Source organism: Arsukibacterium tuosuense, assembly GCF_900215315.1.
GTDB classification, from domain to species: domain Bacteria; phylum Pseudomonadota; class Gammaproteobacteria; order Enterobacterales; family Alteromonadaceae; genus Alishewanella; species Alishewanella tuosuense.
In genome coordinates this window covers 15,744-32,889 of the sequence record NZ_OBEB01000009.1, presented here as the reverse complement: position 1 = coordinate 32,889, position 17,146 = coordinate 15,744, and the positions used below count along the sequence as shown (strand labels likewise).

At 50.1% G+C, this 17,146-nt stretch carries 13 protein-coding genes; 6 read left to right on the top strand and 7 right to left on the bottom strand.

Going from position 1 to position 17,146, the window contains the following annotated elements; all coding sequences use genetic code 11:
* Positions 1–151: 151 nt before the first annotated feature.
* Both pckA and CRO03_RS16510 read left to right on the top strand, forming a co-directional pair.
* Positions 152–1,750, top strand: coding sequence for a phosphoenolpyruvate carboxykinase (ATP) (pckA, locus tag CRO03_RS16515; RefSeq protein ID WP_097112760.1), 1,599 nt, complete (start codon positions 152–154; stop codon positions 1,748–1,750).
* 176 nt (positions 1,751–1,926) lie between these two features.
* On the top strand, positions 1,927–3,072 hold the full coding sequence (locus CRO03_RS16510; RefSeq protein WP_097112759.1) for a Kelch repeat-containing protein: 1,146 nt from the start codon (positions 1,927–1,929) through the stop codon (positions 3,070–3,072).
* 10 nt (positions 3,073–3,082) lie between these two features.
* On the opposite strand, the gene CRO03_RS16505 is transcribed toward CRO03_RS16510, so the two are convergent.
* Both CRO03_RS16505 and CRO03_RS16500 read right to left on the bottom strand, forming a co-directional pair.
* Positions 3,083–4,105, bottom strand: coding sequence for a CNNM domain-containing protein (locus CRO03_RS16505; RefSeq protein ID WP_097112758.1), 1,023 nt, complete (start codon positions 4,103–4,105; stop codon positions 3,083–3,085).
* 110 nt (positions 4,106–4,215) lie between these two features.
* Complete coding sequence (locus CRO03_RS16500) at positions 4,216–7,020, bottom strand: TonB-dependent receptor (protein ID WP_097112756.1); 2,805 nt, start codon at positions 7,018–7,020, stop codon at positions 4,216–4,218.
* Positions 7,021–7,193: 173 nt separating this feature from the next.
* On the opposite strand from CRO03_RS16500, the gene CRO03_RS16495 reads away from it, so the two are divergent.
* A complete protein-coding gene (locus CRO03_RS16495) occupies positions 7,194–8,711 on the top strand; it encodes a ParB-like protein (RefSeq protein WP_097112755.1) in 1,518 nt (505 codons plus the stop codon).
* Here CRO03_RS16495 and CRO03_RS16490 read toward each other — a convergent pair.
* The 3 genes from CRO03_RS16490 to CRO03_RS16480 all read right to left on the bottom strand — a co-directional run bounded on the left by CRO03_RS16490 (position 8,708) and on the right by CRO03_RS16480 (position 10,869).
* Positions 8,708–9,499 (bottom strand): UDP-2,3-diacylglucosamine diphosphatase, encoded by a 792-nt coding sequence (locus CRO03_RS16490; RefSeq protein WP_097112753.1) that lies wholly within the window; start codon positions 9,497–9,499, stop codon positions 8,708–8,710. The two genes, CRO03_RS16495 and CRO03_RS16490, sit on opposite strands and share 4 nt — an antisense overlap.
* Before the next feature lie 114 nt (positions 9,500–9,613).
* Positions 9,614–9,847, bottom strand: a complete 234-nt coding sequence (locus tag CRO03_RS16485) for a YheU family protein (protein WP_097112752.1) — start codon at positions 9,845–9,847, stop codon at positions 9,614–9,616.
* On the bottom strand, positions 9,844–10,869 hold the full coding sequence (locus CRO03_RS16480; protein WP_097112751.1) for a hydrolase: 1,026 nt from the start codon (positions 10,867–10,869) through the stop codon (positions 9,844–9,846). The genes CRO03_RS16485 and CRO03_RS16480 overlap by 4 nt, the downstream gene beginning before the upstream one ends.
* Before the next feature lie 52 nt (positions 10,870–10,921).
* On the opposite strand from CRO03_RS16480, the gene CRO03_RS16475 reads away from it, so the two are divergent.
* From CRO03_RS16475 to CRO03_RS16465, 3 genes are all read left to right on the top strand, one after another.
* Positions 10,922–11,425, top strand: a complete 504-nt coding sequence (locus CRO03_RS16475; protein ID WP_097112750.1) for a hypothetical protein — start codon at positions 10,922–10,924, stop codon at positions 11,423–11,425.
* Positions 11,425–12,975 (top strand): GMC family oxidoreductase, encoded by a 1,551-nt coding sequence (locus CRO03_RS16470; RefSeq protein WP_097112748.1) that lies wholly within the window; start codon positions 11,425–11,427, stop codon positions 12,973–12,975. The genes CRO03_RS16475 and CRO03_RS16470 overlap by 1 nt, the downstream gene beginning before the upstream one ends.
* 98 nt (positions 12,976–13,073) lie before the next feature.
* Positions 13,074–14,462: a GGDEF domain-containing protein gene (locus CRO03_RS16465; protein ID WP_097112747.1), complete on the top strand. Its 1,389-nt coding sequence runs from the start codon at positions 13,074–13,076 to the stop codon at positions 14,460–14,462.
* A gap of 7 nt (positions 14,463–14,469) precedes the next feature.
* On the opposite strand, the gene CRO03_RS16460 is transcribed toward CRO03_RS16465, so the two are convergent.
* Both CRO03_RS16460 and CRO03_RS16455 read right to left on the bottom strand, forming a co-directional pair.
* Complete coding sequence (locus tag CRO03_RS16460) at positions 14,470–15,258, bottom strand: CLCA_X family protein (RefSeq protein ID WP_097112746.1); 789 nt, start codon at positions 15,256–15,258, stop codon at positions 14,470–14,472.
* A gap of 5 nt (positions 15,259–15,263) precedes the next feature.
* Positions 15,264–16,922: an NAD(P)/FAD-dependent oxidoreductase gene (locus tag CRO03_RS16455; protein ID WP_097112745.1), complete on the bottom strand. Its 1,659-nt coding sequence runs from the start codon at positions 16,920–16,922 to the stop codon at positions 15,264–15,266.
* Positions 16,923–17,146: the final 224 nt, after the last annotated feature.

The window sequence follows — 17,146 nt, the reverse complement described above, 5'->3', positions numbered from 1 at the left end:
GCCGTATTCTCAACTATCTTTTTTACAGTGAAAACGCTAAGATAACGACGTATTTTTTGGACAAAAACCAGGCTGTTGCCCAAAAAATAACATAATTAATAAGTCCGCTAGAGACTGCACCCTTACCTACAGTACCCTTAGGAGTTACATCATGTCCGATCTGGATCTGGGCCAATACGGCATTACAGATGTCACGGAAATCGTTTATAACCCATCATATGATTTATTGTTTGCGGAAGAAACCCGCAGCGATTTGCAAGGTTATGAACAAGGCAAACTGACCAAGCTGGGCGCGGTTTCGGTTGATACCGGTATCTTCACCGGCCGCTCCCCGAAAGATAAGTATATCGTGCGGGATGACACCACCCGCGATACGGTGTGGTGGTCAGATCAAGGCAAAAACGACAATAAAGCGATCAGTACCGAAGTATGGTCTGAGCTAAAGTCACTGGTTACCAGTCAGTTATCGGGCAAACGTTTGTTTGTAGTCGATACTTATTGTGGCGCCAACGCTGATACCCGACTAGCGGTGCGCTTTATTACTGAAGTAGCCTGGCAGGCCCATTTCGTTAAAAACATGTTTATCCGGCCTACCGACGAAGAGCTGAAAAGCTACAAGCCAGACTTTATTGTAATGAACGGTGCCAAATGCACCAACCCGAACTGGCAGCAGCAGGGTTTAAACTCTGAAAATTTCGTGGCCTTTAACCTGACTGAGCGGGTTCAGCTGATTGGCGGCACCTGGTACGGCGGCGAAATGAAAAAAGGTATGTTCTCAATGATGAACTACTTTTTACCGTTAAAAGGTATAGCGTCGATGCACTGCTCCGCTAACGTCGGTAAAGACGGCGATGTTGCCGTATTCTTCGGCCTGTCCGGAACCGGTAAAACCACTCTGTCAACCGATCCTAAACGCCAGCTGATTGGTGATGATGAACACGGTTGGGACGACGATGGTGTGTTTAACTTCGAAGGTGGCTGCTACGCCAAAACCATCAATTTATCGCAGGAAAATGAGCCGGATATTTACCATGCTATCCGCCGTGATGCTCTGCTGGAAAATGTCAGTGTGGCCGCCGATGGCACTATCGATTTTGATGATGGTTCAAAAACTGAGAATACCCGGGTCTCTTACCCGATCTACCATATCGACAATATTGTTACCCCGGTATCAAAGGCCGGTCATGCTAAGAAAGTTATTTTCTTAACTGCTGATGCTTTTGGTGTGTTACCGCCAGTATCAAAGCTGACCAAAGAGCAGGCTAAGTATCACTTTTTATCAGGCTTTACTGCCAAACTGGCCGGTACTGAGCGGGGTATTACTGAGCCGACTCCTACCTTCTCAAGCTGTTTTGGTGCGGCCTTTTTAAGCCTGCACCCGACTCAGTATGCAGAAGTGCTGGGGAAGCGGATGGAAGCCGTGGGCGCCGAAGCCTACCTGGTCAATACCGGCTGGAACGGCACTGGTAAGCGCATTTCCATTAAAGCCACCCGGGCTATTATCGATGCGATTTTAGATAGCAGCATCGAGAACGCCGAGTTTGTCCAGTTACCGTACTTTAATCTGGCAATACCGAAACACTTGCACGACGTGCAGGATGGTATTCTGGACCCCCGCGCAACCTACAGCGATGCGGCAGACTGGGAAGTTAAGGCGAAAGATCTGGCGAAACGTTTTGTCGACAACTTTGCTAAGTTCACCGATAACGCCGAGGGCAAGGCGTTAGTCGCGGCCGGCCCGCAACTGTAAGCAGCCAATTTTGTTAATAAAAGCCAACCTTCGGGTTGGCTTTTTAGTTTCAGTTAACATCGAGAATTTGTCTTATTTGTCACTGTCAGTTCAGCTTTAACTTAGTATGCTTCATCTGATCCAAAGACGGCTGTATTTGAACTACACTCATCTGCTAATCCGCACAGGAGGTGTCAATGAAGATTTTTGTCAGTAGTGTTATCCCGGTTTGCGTCATTTTTCTGATTTTTTTGCAATTTTATAGCGCTGAACCGGTGGCAGATGATGTCACAACAACAGCCACCACCGTTACTCCGACAACATATCACAGTGGCTGGCAGCCGATACAGGGTACCACGCTGGTCGATCATTGCCCGGCCAACGATTTGTACGATTATCCCTTTGCTGATTACTGTCATAACGTGGTGTTTGCCTGGGGTGGTGCTGACCTGGATGAAAATACGGGGCGGCTATATATCTGGGGGGGCGGCCACAATGATTACTACGGCAATGAAGTGTATCAGCTGGATGCAATAAGCGCCGAGCTGCGCCGGCTGACCGAACCTGCACAACCGGCGGATCCGGATACGACACCAAGACTGACCGAACTGGCACCTTTTGATGGCAGCCAGCCAAACTCTCGTCATACCTATGATGGTATGGCGTTCATCGGTAACGAGGGGTTGCTGTGGGCGTTTTCCGGTGCGCTGGCGGGGCGGCATTCGGGTGGCGCAGATCCCAATACCTGGTTATTTAATCCCGCTTCCAGGCGTTGGCAAAGAGATGACGTCAGCGGTGATATTCCTCGTGGCGCCTTTGGTGTGGTGGCCGCTTACGACACTAAAACCGGTTTAGTGTTTTTACACGACAGAGCAGCATTATATAGTTATCAATATCAGGCTGATGGCGGTATTTATAAAAAACTGAATAGTAAAGGTGGTCTGGGGCTTGGGGTGAATGCGGCAATTGACCCGGATAACCGCAAGATGCTGATAATTGGACAGAAAAAACAAATACTTTATGATTTAACAGCTGAAACAGGTTATCGGCGTACCGTGTTGCCGTTAAAAGGTGATGCACAGTTTATCGAAAAGTTTCCGGCACCAGGCTTAACGTACAACAGTAAAGATGGCCACTTTTATGCCTGGCCCGGCGATGGCAAGTTATACAAGTTTGATTTAGCCAGCTTAAGCTGGCAGGGCATGGCAATTGAGAAAGATCCCGGGCCGCAGGTGCGGCACGGTACTTTTGGCCGGTTTGCGTATGTTAAAGCGCTGGATGGTTTTGTTTTGCTGAATAATCCGCGCCAGCCCGCTTATTTCTTAAAGCTGCCGGCGCAGTAATCACTGTTATTTAATCATCCGACAGGTTTTTCAGCCGGTGTTCCCAGCGTCTTTTCGCAAAGCGACGCATATTGGGAATATCGTCGGTTTCGTCCATAATGGGCTGGCCAATAATGGTTTCAATCACATCTTCCATGGTGACCAGACCCAGCCAGGTCCCGTATTCGTCGTACACCAGACACATATGCTGCCGTTCATGCATCAGCTGGGTCATCAGGTGTTCGGCGCTCATCTTATCTGAGATAACTTTTACCGGCTTCATTAAATCAGCTACTACCTGCTGGTCTGTAATATTCAGCATGTCGTAGCGAAACACGATGCCCAGCGGCGATTCACTTTTGTCTATTACCGGGTAGCGTGAAAACTGACCTATTTTAACCCGCTCGGCAAACTGCTCCAGTGGCTCGTCCGGGCTGGCGCTTTCACAGACAGTGCGCGGGGTCATAATATCGCGCACTTTAATATCGTGCAGGTCGAGAATATTGGCAATAACCCGCTGTTCATCTTCATCCAGTTTATTCATTTCCCGGCCCAGCACGGTAAGCGCTTTAATTTCCTGACGCAGGTCATGCTCGTGAGTGCCACCACCAAATAACTTCATTATCTGATCGGACAGCCAGATAAAGGGCCGTAATACGGTAATCATAATGTTCAGGGTTACCGGCAGCAGCGGCGCAAGAGCAGGCCAGTAACGGGCACCAATGGTTTTTGGAATAATTTCTGACAGCACTAAAATTAGCAGGGTCATTACCGCAGAAGCTATACCCAGATAGCCGTCGCCAAACACCAGGGTTACCTGAGCGCCGACACCGGTGGCACCAACAGTATGGGCGACGGTATTCAACGTGAGAATAGCCGCCAGCGGCTGGTCAATTTTTTCCTTTAAACCTTTCAGGGCGTCATAAAGCTTGGGTTTCTGAAGCTTTTGCTGCGCAATATAACTGGGAGTAATGGAGAGCAGGGCCGCTTCCAGAATGGAGCAAATAAAAGATACCGCGATGGATAGAACTGCAAACGCAATTAACAGGCTCATATAGGTTAGTTACAACACTCCGTTATGCTAAGGAAGCGGCAGTATAAAATGGCTAATACAAAAAAGCGAGCCACACTCAGTGCATGGCTCGCTCTAACGGTGTTCAGTGCTTAGAACCGGCCCTTGACACCCAGCGCAAAAGTCATACCATACTCTTCAAACTGGTAGGTATAGGCTGCATTACCCTGATAAAGCTCCAGCGGCTCATCAGTTAGGTTTATCAGCTCTGCCACCAATTCAACCTGTTTGCTTAGCTTATATGATGCCGTGATATCAACCTGAGTATGCGCCGCTACATAGATGTCATAGTTAACATCGTCGCCGACTTCACTGAGAAATTTGTCGCGGTAAGACACACTTATGCGGGTACTGAATTTGTTATCTTCATAACCGAGGTAAAAGTTACCGGCTTGTTCGGCCGATTCAGGCAGGCTGAAACTTTCACCTGGCCGCTCCAATACCGCTAAGTCGGTATCCAGCAGGGTAAAGTTGGCACCAACTAATACTCCGCTTAGTTGCGGCTGAGTAAAACTGTGCTGCCAGGCAAACTCTAAACCTTTGACACTGGCGCTTAGGGCATTGATTGGCCGGGTAACGTCAAAACCAGCAAACTCCGGCACGTCATTGTTGGTTAGTTCAACAATAAAGTTGTCAATATCTTTGTAGAATATCCCGGCTGATAGCAAACTGCCTTCATTGTAATACCAGTCCAGCAGCAAATCATAGTTGGTCGCTTCGTAGGGATCGAGATCCGGGTTGCCCAGTTCAACTTCATTATCTTCTAAATTGATTTCAGCCCGAGGTGAAATATCATTGAAGCTTGGGCGGGCAATAGTATTGGTCCATGCTGCCCGTAACATCAAATCATCCGCCAGCTCATAGCTGTAATGTAAGCCAGGCAGTACGTTGGTGTAATCGCTGCTGACACTGCGCTGGCTGATAGTTAATTCACCGTCCTCATCAAATGTCAGCTGGTTGCCGCTGGCGGAGTAATCTGTGCGTTCTACACGTATCCCGGCAATTAACCGGCTGCGTTCGCCATCGTAAGTGGCCATCAGATAACCTGCCTGGACATCTTCATCGGCGACAAAATCTTCACCAAGCGATAGTTGAGTATTTTCTGCAACGTCTTGAGGCCGCGCGGTAAAGTCTGCGCGGTTTTGATTAAAGAAATTAATGTAACCGGCCGAGCTGACACCCTGGCCTAAGTCACCTAAACCATAAGACGGCGTGCCAATAGTAAACTGGTCCAGCGTTGCATCCGGGGTACGGCGCAGTTCAACCTCATCCGTATCGGTATCTTTTTGCTTCCAGCGCAGGTCGACACCGGTTTTCAGGGTCAGATTATTATTACCAAAAGCATAGGGCAGTTCAAAATTTACACCCAGATTATATTCATCATCATCGATGACTTTTGGCTCTAATACGGCCCGGTCCAGTTCATAATTAGCGTTGTCCAGGTGGCTGGTGTCGGCCACGCCATTGTTGAAAATACCAAAGCCCGGGATGCCCTGGCCAATAACGTAAGTAGCATCTAACGGATCGCCAGTGTACTCAAAACGACCTTCATTTTCGTCCGGTACCCGTTCCCGCGTGGTGGAAACGCCGGCATAATAATCAAGGTTGTAGCTGCTGCGGCTATGCTCTGCGCCCAGGTTCAGCGCCAGGGTGTCCTGTTCTTTGGTGCGAAAGCGGATCCGGCGCCTGAATGCATCAGGCTCCATCTCTGTAACATAGGCATTATTGCCATCAAAGTCGCTCAGGGTGCCGTCTTCAAAGATAAAAATGCTGCGCTGGCGGGTTTCCGCATCACTGAAGCGGCTGAATACGGTATTGGCAAAGTACTTGTTGCTGGTGTCGGGGCGGTATTCCAGGTTCAGGTTGGCGCCGATGCGCTCGCGGTTTACATAGTATTTGCGTTGCTGCAGTTCAATCAGGCTGAATACTTCACCATCCTGAAAATCGACCATGTCGTATTCTGCTTCAACGTTATCTGACTCCAGTTTCCGGTCCAGATAATTCAGACCAACCGCTACACCAAAGTTTTTATTGTTATCACCATTGAGGCTAAACGTATCGCTGGCGTTCAGGCTCAGTTTCGGGCTGGTTTCACCACTTAGCTCATTGTAAGAGGCTTCTGCGCGATAACGGATTTGTCTGCCGTCGCGATCAAAAGCTGAGGCAGACTTTACTTCCACTGAGCCACCAATCGCATCACCCGGCATGTCTGGGGTAGGTGCTTTGGTTACTGAAATACCTTCGATAGAACCGGTTGGGATAACATCAAGCGGCACTGCCCGCGAGCTGCCTTCCGGCGTGCCTATCCGCATGCCATTAACCGTTACCGAGCTTAATCCGGCAGCAATACCACGAATACTGACAAAACGGCCTTCGCCCTGATCGCGGCTGATAGAGGTGCCTGGTAAGCGTTGCAATGATTCAGCGACGTTCTGATCGACAAACTGTCCCATGTCATCTGCAGCAATGTAATTGGTAATCGCATCAGAAGCGCGATACATATTCAGCGCTTTATTTTGCGCCTGGCGCTGACCAACCACAGCTAAGCGTTCCACGTCGGTCAGTTCAATGACTATGGCCTTGGTGCTGTTTTCGGTTACTGTGATTTGCTGACGCTGAGCGGGCAAGCCGATATAACTGATTTCCAGGGTTACTGTACCCGGATCCAGATTACGCAACACAAAACGACCTGAAGCATCAGTAAAAACCTGCTGCTGGCTATCTGCTACTTTAACCAGGGCGCCTGATAATACAGAACCACTGTCAGCTTTTTGTACCACACCTTCTATTACGGCGGCCGCCTGCACATAGGCAGCGATGGGTAGGGTGAGAGCCAGTAGCAGGCCGTTGACGATGGGCTTCTTATTGAAACGGGTTTTGCGCTTTGCAGCTAACATGCTGAGATCCTTTGCTTATTTTTAATGATTAGCGAATGTTAATGGCTGCAAATTGCAATAAGATGACGTTAAGATTTCACTGATATGACATTAACAGGGTTGGCTGATTGTCATGTTGTTGTCATTTTTTACTAGTATTATTATTGAAATTAATGGGTTAGGTAGATGATGCTATGGTGAAGTGGTGCCGTATATTTATATGGTTTTGTTGCCTGCTGCCGGCGCATAGCTATGCTCAGCAAGCCGGCATTGCAGCGGGAACTGTACTGGAGGTGCCACTGGCAGATTTACGGCCAACCCAGAGTGTTATTGCCCATGAGCAGGTGAACTACAAACTGGCCGTGTACCGTGGTAACCGCCAGCAACTGTTTGCTGATCTGTGTAAAAACGCGGGTTGGGGCCGGCAGGTGAGTTTTAATATACATTCTGTCCCTAATCAGCCTGATAGTTATCGTTGCAGCAATGCCGGTAACAAAGCGCGCAATATTAAGCAGTTAAAAACGGTGGTAGTGGGGGCAGATAACCAGCTGTACCTGACCGATGGTCATCATACCTTTTCTGCTTTTTATGATATGCCTGAGGGTGGCCCTGAGCTTAAGGTAACGGTGGTTGTGCAGGCCAGGCTGGAGTCGGCAGAGCCAACCGCATTCTGGCAACAGATGGTGCAGCAGGGTAATGCCTGGCTTTACGATGCCTCAGGCAGTCAAATCGGCTATCAGCAATTACCTGCCAATCTGGGCCGGGTACATTTGCAGAATGACCCTTACCGGGCGGCGCTGTATTTCCTGCGAGATGGGGTATGGGCCAAGCCGAAACCGGCCATTCCTTTTGTCGAGTTTTACTGGGCCCAGTATTTACGGCCGCAGAGCGAGTTGCAATTTCCCGGCTATTACAGTGCTGCTGAATATCTGCAGTGGCTGGAGCGAATTCATAGCCATTTATTACACCTGAATAAAGATAGCAGCATTTTTGGTGATTTTACCGCGGAGCAGTTAGGCTGGCGTGGTAAAACAGACTATGCCCGGCTTAGTCAGTTATTGTGCCAGCGCAAGCCTGAAGGAGAGAGCCCGGGGCCGCTTGGTATTGCGTTGAGCCAGCGTGGTATGCCTCTTCACTGTGACAAACGGCAATATTTAGATAGAGCCAAATTGGCTACCGGACTAGCGCAATTGCCAGCGCCCGTAAACGCGGATGGCAGTGTCAATGTGTTGATTGAAATTGCTGCCGGCAGCAATGCCAAATGGCAACAGGATAAAGCCGCGCCACTGCAACTGGAGTGGGAGCGGCAGCGGGGCAAGCTGCGGCAAATTCACTATCTGGCCTACCCGGCGAACTACGGGATTGTGACAAACACCCTGCTGGCAAAAGAGCAGGGAGGCGACGGTGATCCGCTGGATGTACTGGTGCTTGGTCAGGCGCTGCCGCAAGGCACGGTGCAGCAGGTGAGACTAGTAGCGGTAATGCGGATGCTGGATAACGGTGAGCAGGACGACAAACTACTGGCTGTGCCGTTAACCGGAATATTCTCCGACGTTACCGACCTGGCTGAGTTACAACGCCAGTTTCCGGGAGTAACAGAGCAACTGCAATACTGGTTTGAACATTACAAAGGCGCTGCTGGTGATATCAGTGTTCAGCGCATTGATGGCGCAGCGGCAGCAATGGCATTGTTAAAAGCCAGCCAGCTTTAGGCCGCTTTGGCTTTACTGGCCACGGCTTGTAATGGCAAGGATGCCAAACGCTGGGCTTGCTCGGTCCAGTGATATAGTGCCAGGCTACCATCAGTTTGCTCGACCAGCGCGGTGCAGTTATCAATCCAGTCGCCATCATTACAATAAATAATGCCCTGCTCCAGCCGGATTTCCGGATGATGAATATGGCCACAAACTACACCATCATAGCCACCTTTCAGCGCCTTATTTACAACCGCCTGCCGGTAACGGGCAATAGCCTTTTGCGCGCCTGGCACTTTGCGTTTAATGTAAGCTGCCAGGCTGAAATACTGACCACCAAACAACCGCCGGCTGCGATTAAACCAACGATTTAAGAATAATAAAAAGTCATACAGGGTGTCGCCAAGCCAGTTATGTAACGGGCCGAAACTGACTTGTTTATCAAATTCATCGCCATGTAACAACAGTAATTTTTTACCCTGCAAGGTGATATGGCTGCTGCGCAGCGCTATCTTAATATTGCCGAAACTCTTGCCGTGATAAAGCCGCAAGGCTTCATCATGATTGCCCGGCACGTAGATAATTTCGCAGCCCTGCTCAGCTTTATCCAGTAGCGCTTTAATCACCTGATTCTGATTTAGCTGCCAGTGCACCTGTTTACGCATGGCCCACAGGTCGATGATATCGCCAAGTAAATAAATTTTATCAGTCTGAGTCTGCTGCAAAAAGCTCAGCAGATAATCGGCCCGGCAGTCCTTGCAGCCCAAATGGACGTCGGAAATAAAAATAGCGCGGCATTCGAACATTGGTATTCCTTGCTCAGCAGCAATGCACGCATACTATTCCGTTAACAGATGGCAGCCTTATGACAGATATCTGACTGTTTATTGACAATTTACCCCGTGAGCGGGGCTCTAGGGTTACTCAGTGGCAGCCTGCTGCAAAAAAACCTGTTTCGGCATCAGGTTGACGGTTTCATGTAGCTCTGAATACACTATTACCACCTCACCACTTTTCAGCTGGCGCTTAACGCTAGATACTTTTTCAGATAAGGAAATTTCCTGCTCACCATAATCGGTGCCTTCACGTAGCACATAGTATTCAATCAGGTTATTCAGGGTCGCTTGATCGATATCGTTATAGGGAATAATCATAAATTCAACTGTTGTTTAATAAAGGCGGGAATACGCTGGTTTAACCAGAACTGCGGTTTTAGCGGGCTGCCATACACAAAACCAACGTGGCCACCACCATGGGTGAGCTCATACTGCACGTGCTGACTTAGCTCTGCTGGTGACGGGATCACCTCGTCACTTAAAAACGGGTCGTCTTTGGCGTGAATAATCAGGGTGGGTATCTGAATATGTTTTAAAAACGCTTTGCCGCTGGCACGTTGGTAATAATCCTGGGCATTTTTAAAGCCATGAATTGGTGCAGTAAAGTGCTCATCAAACTGCTCAATACTGGCAAAGCCCTGCACCTGCTCAGGTGTTAACGGCAGCGGAAAATCGGTAAATTGCTGCAGTTTTAATAAGGTGCTGCGCTTTAAGCGACCCAGTAAATAGCGTTGGTACAGTTTGCTGCTGCCGGTATTAATCCGTTTGGCACAAGCTGATAAAGACAAAGGCGGGCATACTGCTATCGCGGCAGCCAGCGGGTTTGCTGCAGCCTGTTCGCCACAATATTTCAGCAACACATTGCCACCCAGTGAATAGCCCACTGCTACCAATGGCCGGTTAGGGTAGCGACGTTTTATTTCATTAATTACCAGGGCAGCGTCAGCGGTATCGCCACTGTGATAAGCTCGGGGTAGTTTATTCGGTTTGCCATTGCAGCCACGAAAATGCAGTAACACTGCCGACCAGTTAAGCTCACGGCACTGCGCCAGCATCGCCTGAATGTAGTGGCTGTTAATGTCACCGGCCAGGCCATGCAATAAAACCAGCAGTGGCGTATCTGCTGTAGCGGTTTCACAATGCAACCAGTTTAGCTGCAGTTCATCACCATCGGCCAGGTTAAACATTTCAACGTCGGTTTTCAGCCGTTGTTTCGGGCTTAAATATTTGGCAAAAATAGTTTGCAGGTGGGCATGCCTGAGCCACCAGGCAGGTTGAAAAGGCGGCTGGTTGTAAGGCTGAGCGTGATGCTGAGGTACTGGTCTGAGCTGAGCTTGCAAATGCGCGTTTCCTGATAAACAATGGCTTAAATTTTACTGAGGGTGCAGCACTATGGATCGGCGGCATTTTGTTTTATCCGGTATCGCCTTAGCTGCTGCAGCCAGTATAGGCGCCACCCTCGGTATCTATGGCTGGCGGCAAAGCCTGAGCGCTGATGATAACAACCGTGAATTAGTGCTGTCGGCCGTATTGCCTGCGCTATTGTACGGCGCTTTACCCGAAGATGCGACCCTGGCTGCCGCTGAGCTTGCGCGAACTAAAGCGGCGGTCAATGATTTCCTACTTTTTTTGCCATTACGCCAGCAGCAGGAGCTGCATCAGCTGTTTAATCTGTTAGCTAACCGGTTCAGTCGGCTGGGAATGACTGGCCATTTAACTCAGCTGGCGGATTTAAGCATTCAGCAGCGCTTGGCCTTATTGGATAGCTGGCGCGACAGTTATCTTGAGGTATTGCAGCAAGCTTATCATGGCCTGCGCGAGCTGTTGTATGGCGCCTATTATGGCCAGCCAGAGCACTGGCAGGCGCTGGCTTATACTGCGCCGAGGTTTCGTTAATGACTAGTCACCTGGACGCCAGCCGGTTTACGCAGGATCAGCAGTTTGAAGCGGATATCGTGATTATCGGCTCTGGTGCTGGTGGTGGTATTGCCGCTGAGCAATTTGCTCAGGCCGGCCTTAAGGTGCTGTTGTTAGAAGAAGGCGCCTATTACACCCGCGATGATTTTGTGATGGAAGAGCGCTGGGCCTACCCGAACTTGTATCAGGAAGGCGCGGCCCGTAAAACCCGGGATCAGGCGATTGGCATTTTGCAAGGCCGCACCGTTGGTGGCTCTACCACCGTTAACTGGACTACCTCTATTCGTACCCCGCAGCCAACCCTGGATTACTGGCAAAGCGAGTTTGGCCTGAAATTTACTGGTGTTAACGAGTTAACCCCGTATTTTGAGAAAGCAGAGCAACGCTTGAATATCAAGCCATGGCCTGTAGCGCCTAATGCAAACAATAGTGTGGTCCAACATGGTTGCGAAGCGCTGGGGTGGCAGTACACCGTGATCAGCCGTAATGTAAATGGCTGCGCTAACCTCGGTTATTGCGGCATGGGCTGCCCGATAAATGGCAAGCAGTCGATGTTGGTCAGCACTATTCCGGCGGCGCTGGCATTGGGTGCGACCTTAATCTCACGGTTGTCGGTGCGTAAATTTAGCTGGCAGGGCGATAGCATCACCGGCCTTGACGCCGTGGCGGTCGATCAGCATTTTCAGCCACGCAGCGACATTAAGGTAAGTATTAAAGCGAAGCACTATATTCTGGCAGCGGGGGCTATTGGCTCGCCGGCTATTTTACTGCGCTCAGAAGTGCCAAACCCCTCCGGCCGGCTCGGTAAACATACTTATTTACACCCTTCGCTGATTAGCGGTGCATTGTTTGCTGAAGACATTAACGGCCATGCGGGGGCGCCGCAGTCGATATATTCTGATCAGTTTGTCTGGCCAGACAGTGACCACATTGGCTATAAACTGGAGGCGGCACCGGTGCACCCGGTATTAATGGCCACCAAACTGCTGGGCACGGGCGAGCAGCATGCGGCTTTAATGCAGCAGTTTAACCAGCTGCAGGTGACTATAGCGCTCATGCGCGATGGCTTTCATCCGCAAAGTCAGGGCGGCAGCGTGCTGCTTGATAATCAGCAGCAGCCGGTGCTGGATTATCCGATTACTGACTACCTGTGGCAGGGGGCCCGCCGGGCACTGATGTCGATGGCGGAGATGCAATTTGCCGCCGGTGCTAAGCAGGTATTACCCATTCATCATGACGCCAGGCTATATAACAGCTGGCATGAAGCCAGAGCAGCGATTGAACGCCTGCCTATGCAGAAGTACCGGCAAACCGTGGCATCAGCCCATGTAATGGGCGGCTGTAATATGAGTGCCAATCCGGCCAAAGGTGTGGTTAACCAACAGGGCCGTCATCATCAGCTGCAAAACCTGTCGATATTCGATGGTTCTATTTTACCTACCAGCTTAGGTGCCAACCCGCAACTAACTATATATGGCATGACCTGGCTCAATTGTCAGCGCTTGCTGGCTGAGCTGGCCAAGGTGTAAGGCATAGTTTGCCTTAGCTTATTTCATGCTATTGTTAAACCCAAAAGCCGGGGCTGACACCCGGGTAACAGCGATTTTACTCTGTGAAGCTGAATAAAATGACTGAGTCTAGCTATACGGTGTTAAGTAACTACATTGATTTACTGCTGGATGCTATCTGTGTGGTGGATAAGCAGGGCTGCTTTGAATATATCAGCCCGGGCGCTGAGCGCATTTTTGGTTATACACCGCAGGAAATGATTGGTCATTCCATGCTGGAGTTTATTCACCCTGATGACCAGCCGCTAACCCTGACTACTGCCGAGCAAATTAACCAGGGCGCGGTAAAACTGGACTTTGAAAACCGCTATATTCGCAAAGACGGCACAGTGGTGCATTTGCTCTGGTCGGCCCGCTGGTCTGAAGATAAGCAGCAACGGGTTGCTGTCGCCCGCGATATCAGCAACCTGAAACACGTGCAGCGCCGTGAGGCAGCGTTGTATGCAATATCAGAGGCCGCCTTTGCCGCAGAAAACATTGAGCAGTTGTATCAGCAAATCCATCAGATCATTGCCGGCTTAATGCCGATACAGAGCTTCGTTATTGCCCGCTATGATATCCAGCACGGTATCAGTTTTGGTTATAACAACGCTGATAGCACATCATCAGCTACTTACGTAAGCCCTGACGCTAAGACTACTGAGCTTTGTCATCAGGTTATCAGTAGCGGCCAGAGTTTACTGTTTTGTAATGCGCAGCAACCTTCAAAAAGTGATAGAAAGAAGCTGACAGCCGTTCAACCAGAGTTGAACGCGTTAGTGGTGCCGTTAAAAACGCATAGCGGCATTATTGGTGCACTATTAGCACATAATACTTCATATGCGCCTTGTTACAGCAATGCTGAACTGGAAATGCTGGAGTTTGTCGCAACCCAGGTGGCGGTTTCAATAGAGCGCAAACAAATGCTGGCCAGGCTGAAGTTTCATGCGCTGTATGATCAACTCACCCGTCTGCCTAATCGAGAGTTATTTCAGGACAGAATGTTTTCGGCTCTGGCACGGGCAGGGCGTGAGCAGGGCATGTTAGCGCTGCTTTATCTGGATTTAGACAAGTTTAAGCAGGTAAATGACGATTTCGGCCACAATATCGGCGACGAGCTGCTGCAACAAACGGCGCTGCGACTACAGCAGGCAATCCGCCAGACCGATACCGCAGCCCGTTTTGGTGGCGATGAATTTGTGATTTTGCTGGAGCAGGTATCAGGGGTAGAGACAGCTATGCTGTTGGCAGAAAAAATCCGGTTGGCGTTATGTCAGCCCTATCAAATTGATAGTCAGCGGCTGACTATTAACCCCAGTATCGGCGTTGCCTTGTACCCGCAACATGGAACAGTGCAAAAAGAGCTGGTGCTAAATGCTGATGAAGCCATGTATCTGGCCAAAAAGGCTGGTGGTAACCGGGTAGTGCTTAGCGACGGTAAATTATTGTTAAACCGGGCGGCCAGGTAAGCGCTACTCAACTAATTTTTCGTCGCAGGCTCTGCCCCAGAGCCTGAAAATACGGCAACCACAGCTTGCTGAGGCAATAGCTTAATTGCTCATCCGGGTAAGCACCAAGTTTAGCCGCCTTACTTTGCAAGGTGCCAGAAACTAAAAAGCTGTTTTTCAGGCCCTGGCGCTGCAGCATGTTTTCAAAAGCACGGGCCGCCATTTCTTCCGGCATCGCCAGATAAAGCTGCTGCCGCTGTGCATCCAGCTTACGGCAATGCTGGAAATAATCGCTCTCAGCGTTACCATCAGCTGACAAAAACAGGCTGATAAAGGCCTGATCTAACAACGCATTTAATGGATGTTGATGTTGCGGTAGCGACTCCAGCCAGCAGCGGCTGGCAAAGCGGTTAGCTGGCGGGGCCGGGCTGAACATTTTGCTGGCAATATAGTGATCAAACGCATGAAACCATTCATGCGCCAGGCTACCACCGCCGGCGTTTTTCGCCAGCGCTAAAATACGACCCTGTGGCTGGTAGTGGGCACAGACGCCACGCTGACCGCCTATGCCGTAGGTCAATGCCAGGCTGCCATTAAGCGAAATCACCTGCTCGGGTACCTGCAGCAACTGCTGCAAATCGCACAGCGCATCAAAAAATAAATTGGCCGCCTGCTGTTGCTCGGCGCTTTGCACCCAGCGGCCAATATGAATACTGTTAAAACCAAATATTTTAACTAAATCACCGAAGCTGACATCGGCGCCGGCCCGGTGTGGCGGGCCATTGCGGTAGTATTGCCGGCTAAGTCCGTCTGCCACAGTGGTTAATCAGTCGTGCTGTTATCAGCAACAGAATCAGCAATAGAATCAGTATCAGAAACAGTATCCAGCATGGCCAGCGCCAGCGCTTCGGCTACTTTAATACCATCAATGCCGGCTGATAAAATACCGCCGGCATAACCTGCGCCTTCACCTGCCGGGTACAGGCCTTTAATGTTGACGCTTTGATAATCGCTACCGCGTTTAATACAAATGGGCGATGAGGTGCGGGTTTCCACCCCGGTCAGCAAACCATCGGCTTTGGCAAAGCCCCGGATTTGCCGGTCAAACGCCGGTATCGCTTCCCTGATAGCCGCGATGGCGAAGTCGGGTAGCACTTTGGATAAATCAGTCAGGGTAATGCCGGGGGTATAGGAGGGTTTCACCTCGCCCAGTTCAGCCGATGGCTTACCCTTTAAAAAGTCGCCAATTAACTGTGCCGGCGCATGATAGCTTGCACCACCCAGTGCAAAGGCCTGCTCTTCCAACTGGCGCTGCAGAGCAATACCGGCCAATGGGTGGCCGGGGTAGTCACGCTCTGGGTCTATGCCTACCACGATGGCGCTATTGGCATTGCGCTCGTGCCGGGAGTACTGGCTCATGCCATTGGTAACCACCCGGCCTTGCTCAGAGGCTGCAGCGACTACTGTGCCACCAGGGCACATACAAAAGCTGTAAACAGTGCGGTTATTGCTGCAATGGTGCACCAGCTTGTAGTCGGCCGCGCCTAAAATTGGGTTGCCGGCATTGGGGCCAAAGCGGCACTCGTCAATCATTGATTGCTCATGCTCAATCCGAAAACCAATCGAAAACGGCTTGGCTTCAATATAGACACCCTGCTCATAGAGCATTTCAAAGGTATCACGGGCACTGTGGCCAACGGCCAACACTACGTGTTTACTGTGCAGCTGCTCGCCGTTAGCCAGGGTTAAGCCAGTCAGCTGACCATTATCGATATGCAGCTTATCTACTCTGCTGCTGAAGCGAATTTCACCGCCCAGCTCGATAATTTTTGCCCGCATTTTTTCCACCATCGCCACCAGCTTAAAGGTACCGATATGCGGCTTACTGACATACATAATCTCATCCGGCGCGCCGGCAGCAACAAATTCGCTCATTACCTTGCGGCCATAATGCTTTGGGTCTTTTACCTGGCTGTAAAGCTTGCCATCAGAAAAAGTGCCGGCACCGCCTTCGCCATACTGCACATTCGATTCGGGGTTAAGCTCTTTACCGCGCCAGAAACCGAAGGTGTCTTTGGTGCGCTCACGGACTTCTTTACCGCGCTCTAAAATAATCGGTTTAAAACCCATTTGCGCCAGCAATAAACCGGCAAACAAACCACAGGGGCCAAGACCAATTACAACTGGCCGCTCCGTTAATTCAGTCGGTGCCCGGGCGACAAACTTGTAGCTGGTATCAGGTGAGGGCTTAATGTGCGGGTCTTTGGCAAAGGTATTCAGCAGCGCCGCTTCATTGTCTACGTCTATATCCAGGGTGTAGATAAGCTGAATATCGGTCTTCTTGCGGGCATCAAAGCCGCGTTTAAATACGCTAAAGCTGTGCAGCTGCTCAGGCATTAACTGCAGTTTGCTTAAAATGGCGGCAGTTAGCGCATTTTCGTCATGGTTTAACGGGAGTTTAATTTCAGTAAGGCGCAGCATAGAGGTTCCGTATCGGTGTCATTGCGACCAGGCAACAGGCCAGCCGCTCACAAGATGGTTCTATTTTACGCCAAGCTGACTCGATTGTCCGCAAGGGTTTATATGAGATGACTGAATTGTCTGGCGAGAACCGATTTACTCTAAGCTAACCGTTGAAGCCCTGGACGGGCGGAAACGAGCCCCCATGGATGGGTTTACGGCGTGTTAGCGTGAGTAAATGGGTT

What these genes read in the sequence shown, in the direction of transcription:
- CRO03_RS16475 (WP_097112750.1), top strand. Translation starts at nt 10,922, where the DNA reads ATGGATCGGCGGCATTTTGTTTTATCCGGTATCGCCTTAGCTGCTGCA.
- CRO03_RS16505 (WP_097112758.1), bottom strand. Translation starts at nt 4,105, where the DNA reads ATGAGCCTGTTAATTGCGTTTGCAGTTCTATCCATCGCGGTATCTTTT.
- CRO03_RS16470 (WP_097112748.1), top strand. Translation starts at nt 11,425, where the DNA reads ATGACTAGTCACCTGGACGCCAGCCGGTTTACGCAGGATCAGCAGTTT.
- pckA (WP_097112760.1), top strand. Translation starts at nt 152, where the DNA reads ATGTCCGATCTGGATCTGGGCCAATACGGCATTACAGATGTCACGGAA.
- CRO03_RS16500 (WP_097112756.1), bottom strand. Translation starts at nt 7,020, where the DNA reads ATGTTAGCTGCAAAGCGCAAAACCCGTTTCAATAAGAAGCCCATCGTC.
- CRO03_RS16510 (WP_097112759.1), top strand. Translation starts at nt 1,927, where the DNA reads ATGAAGATTTTTGTCAGTAGTGTTATCCCGGTTTGCGTCATTTTTCTG.
- CRO03_RS16495 (WP_097112755.1), top strand. Translation starts at nt 7,194, where the DNA reads ATGGTGAAGTGGTGCCGTATATTTATATGGTTTTGTTGCCTGCTGCCG.
- CRO03_RS16490 (WP_097112753.1), bottom strand. Translation starts at nt 9,499, where the DNA reads ATGTTCGAATGCCGCGCTATTTTTATTTCCGACGTCCATTTGGGCTGC.
- CRO03_RS16465 (WP_097112747.1), top strand. Translation starts at nt 13,074, where the DNA reads ATGACTGAGTCTAGCTATACGGTGTTAAGTAACTACATTGATTTACTG.
- CRO03_RS16485 (WP_097112752.1), bottom strand. Translation starts at nt 9,847, where the DNA reads ATGATTATTCCCTATAACGATATCGATCAAGCGACCCTGAATAACCTG.
- CRO03_RS16455 (WP_097112745.1), bottom strand. Translation starts at nt 16,922, where the DNA reads ATGCTGCGCCTTACTGAAATTAAACTCCCGTTAAACCATGACGAAAAT.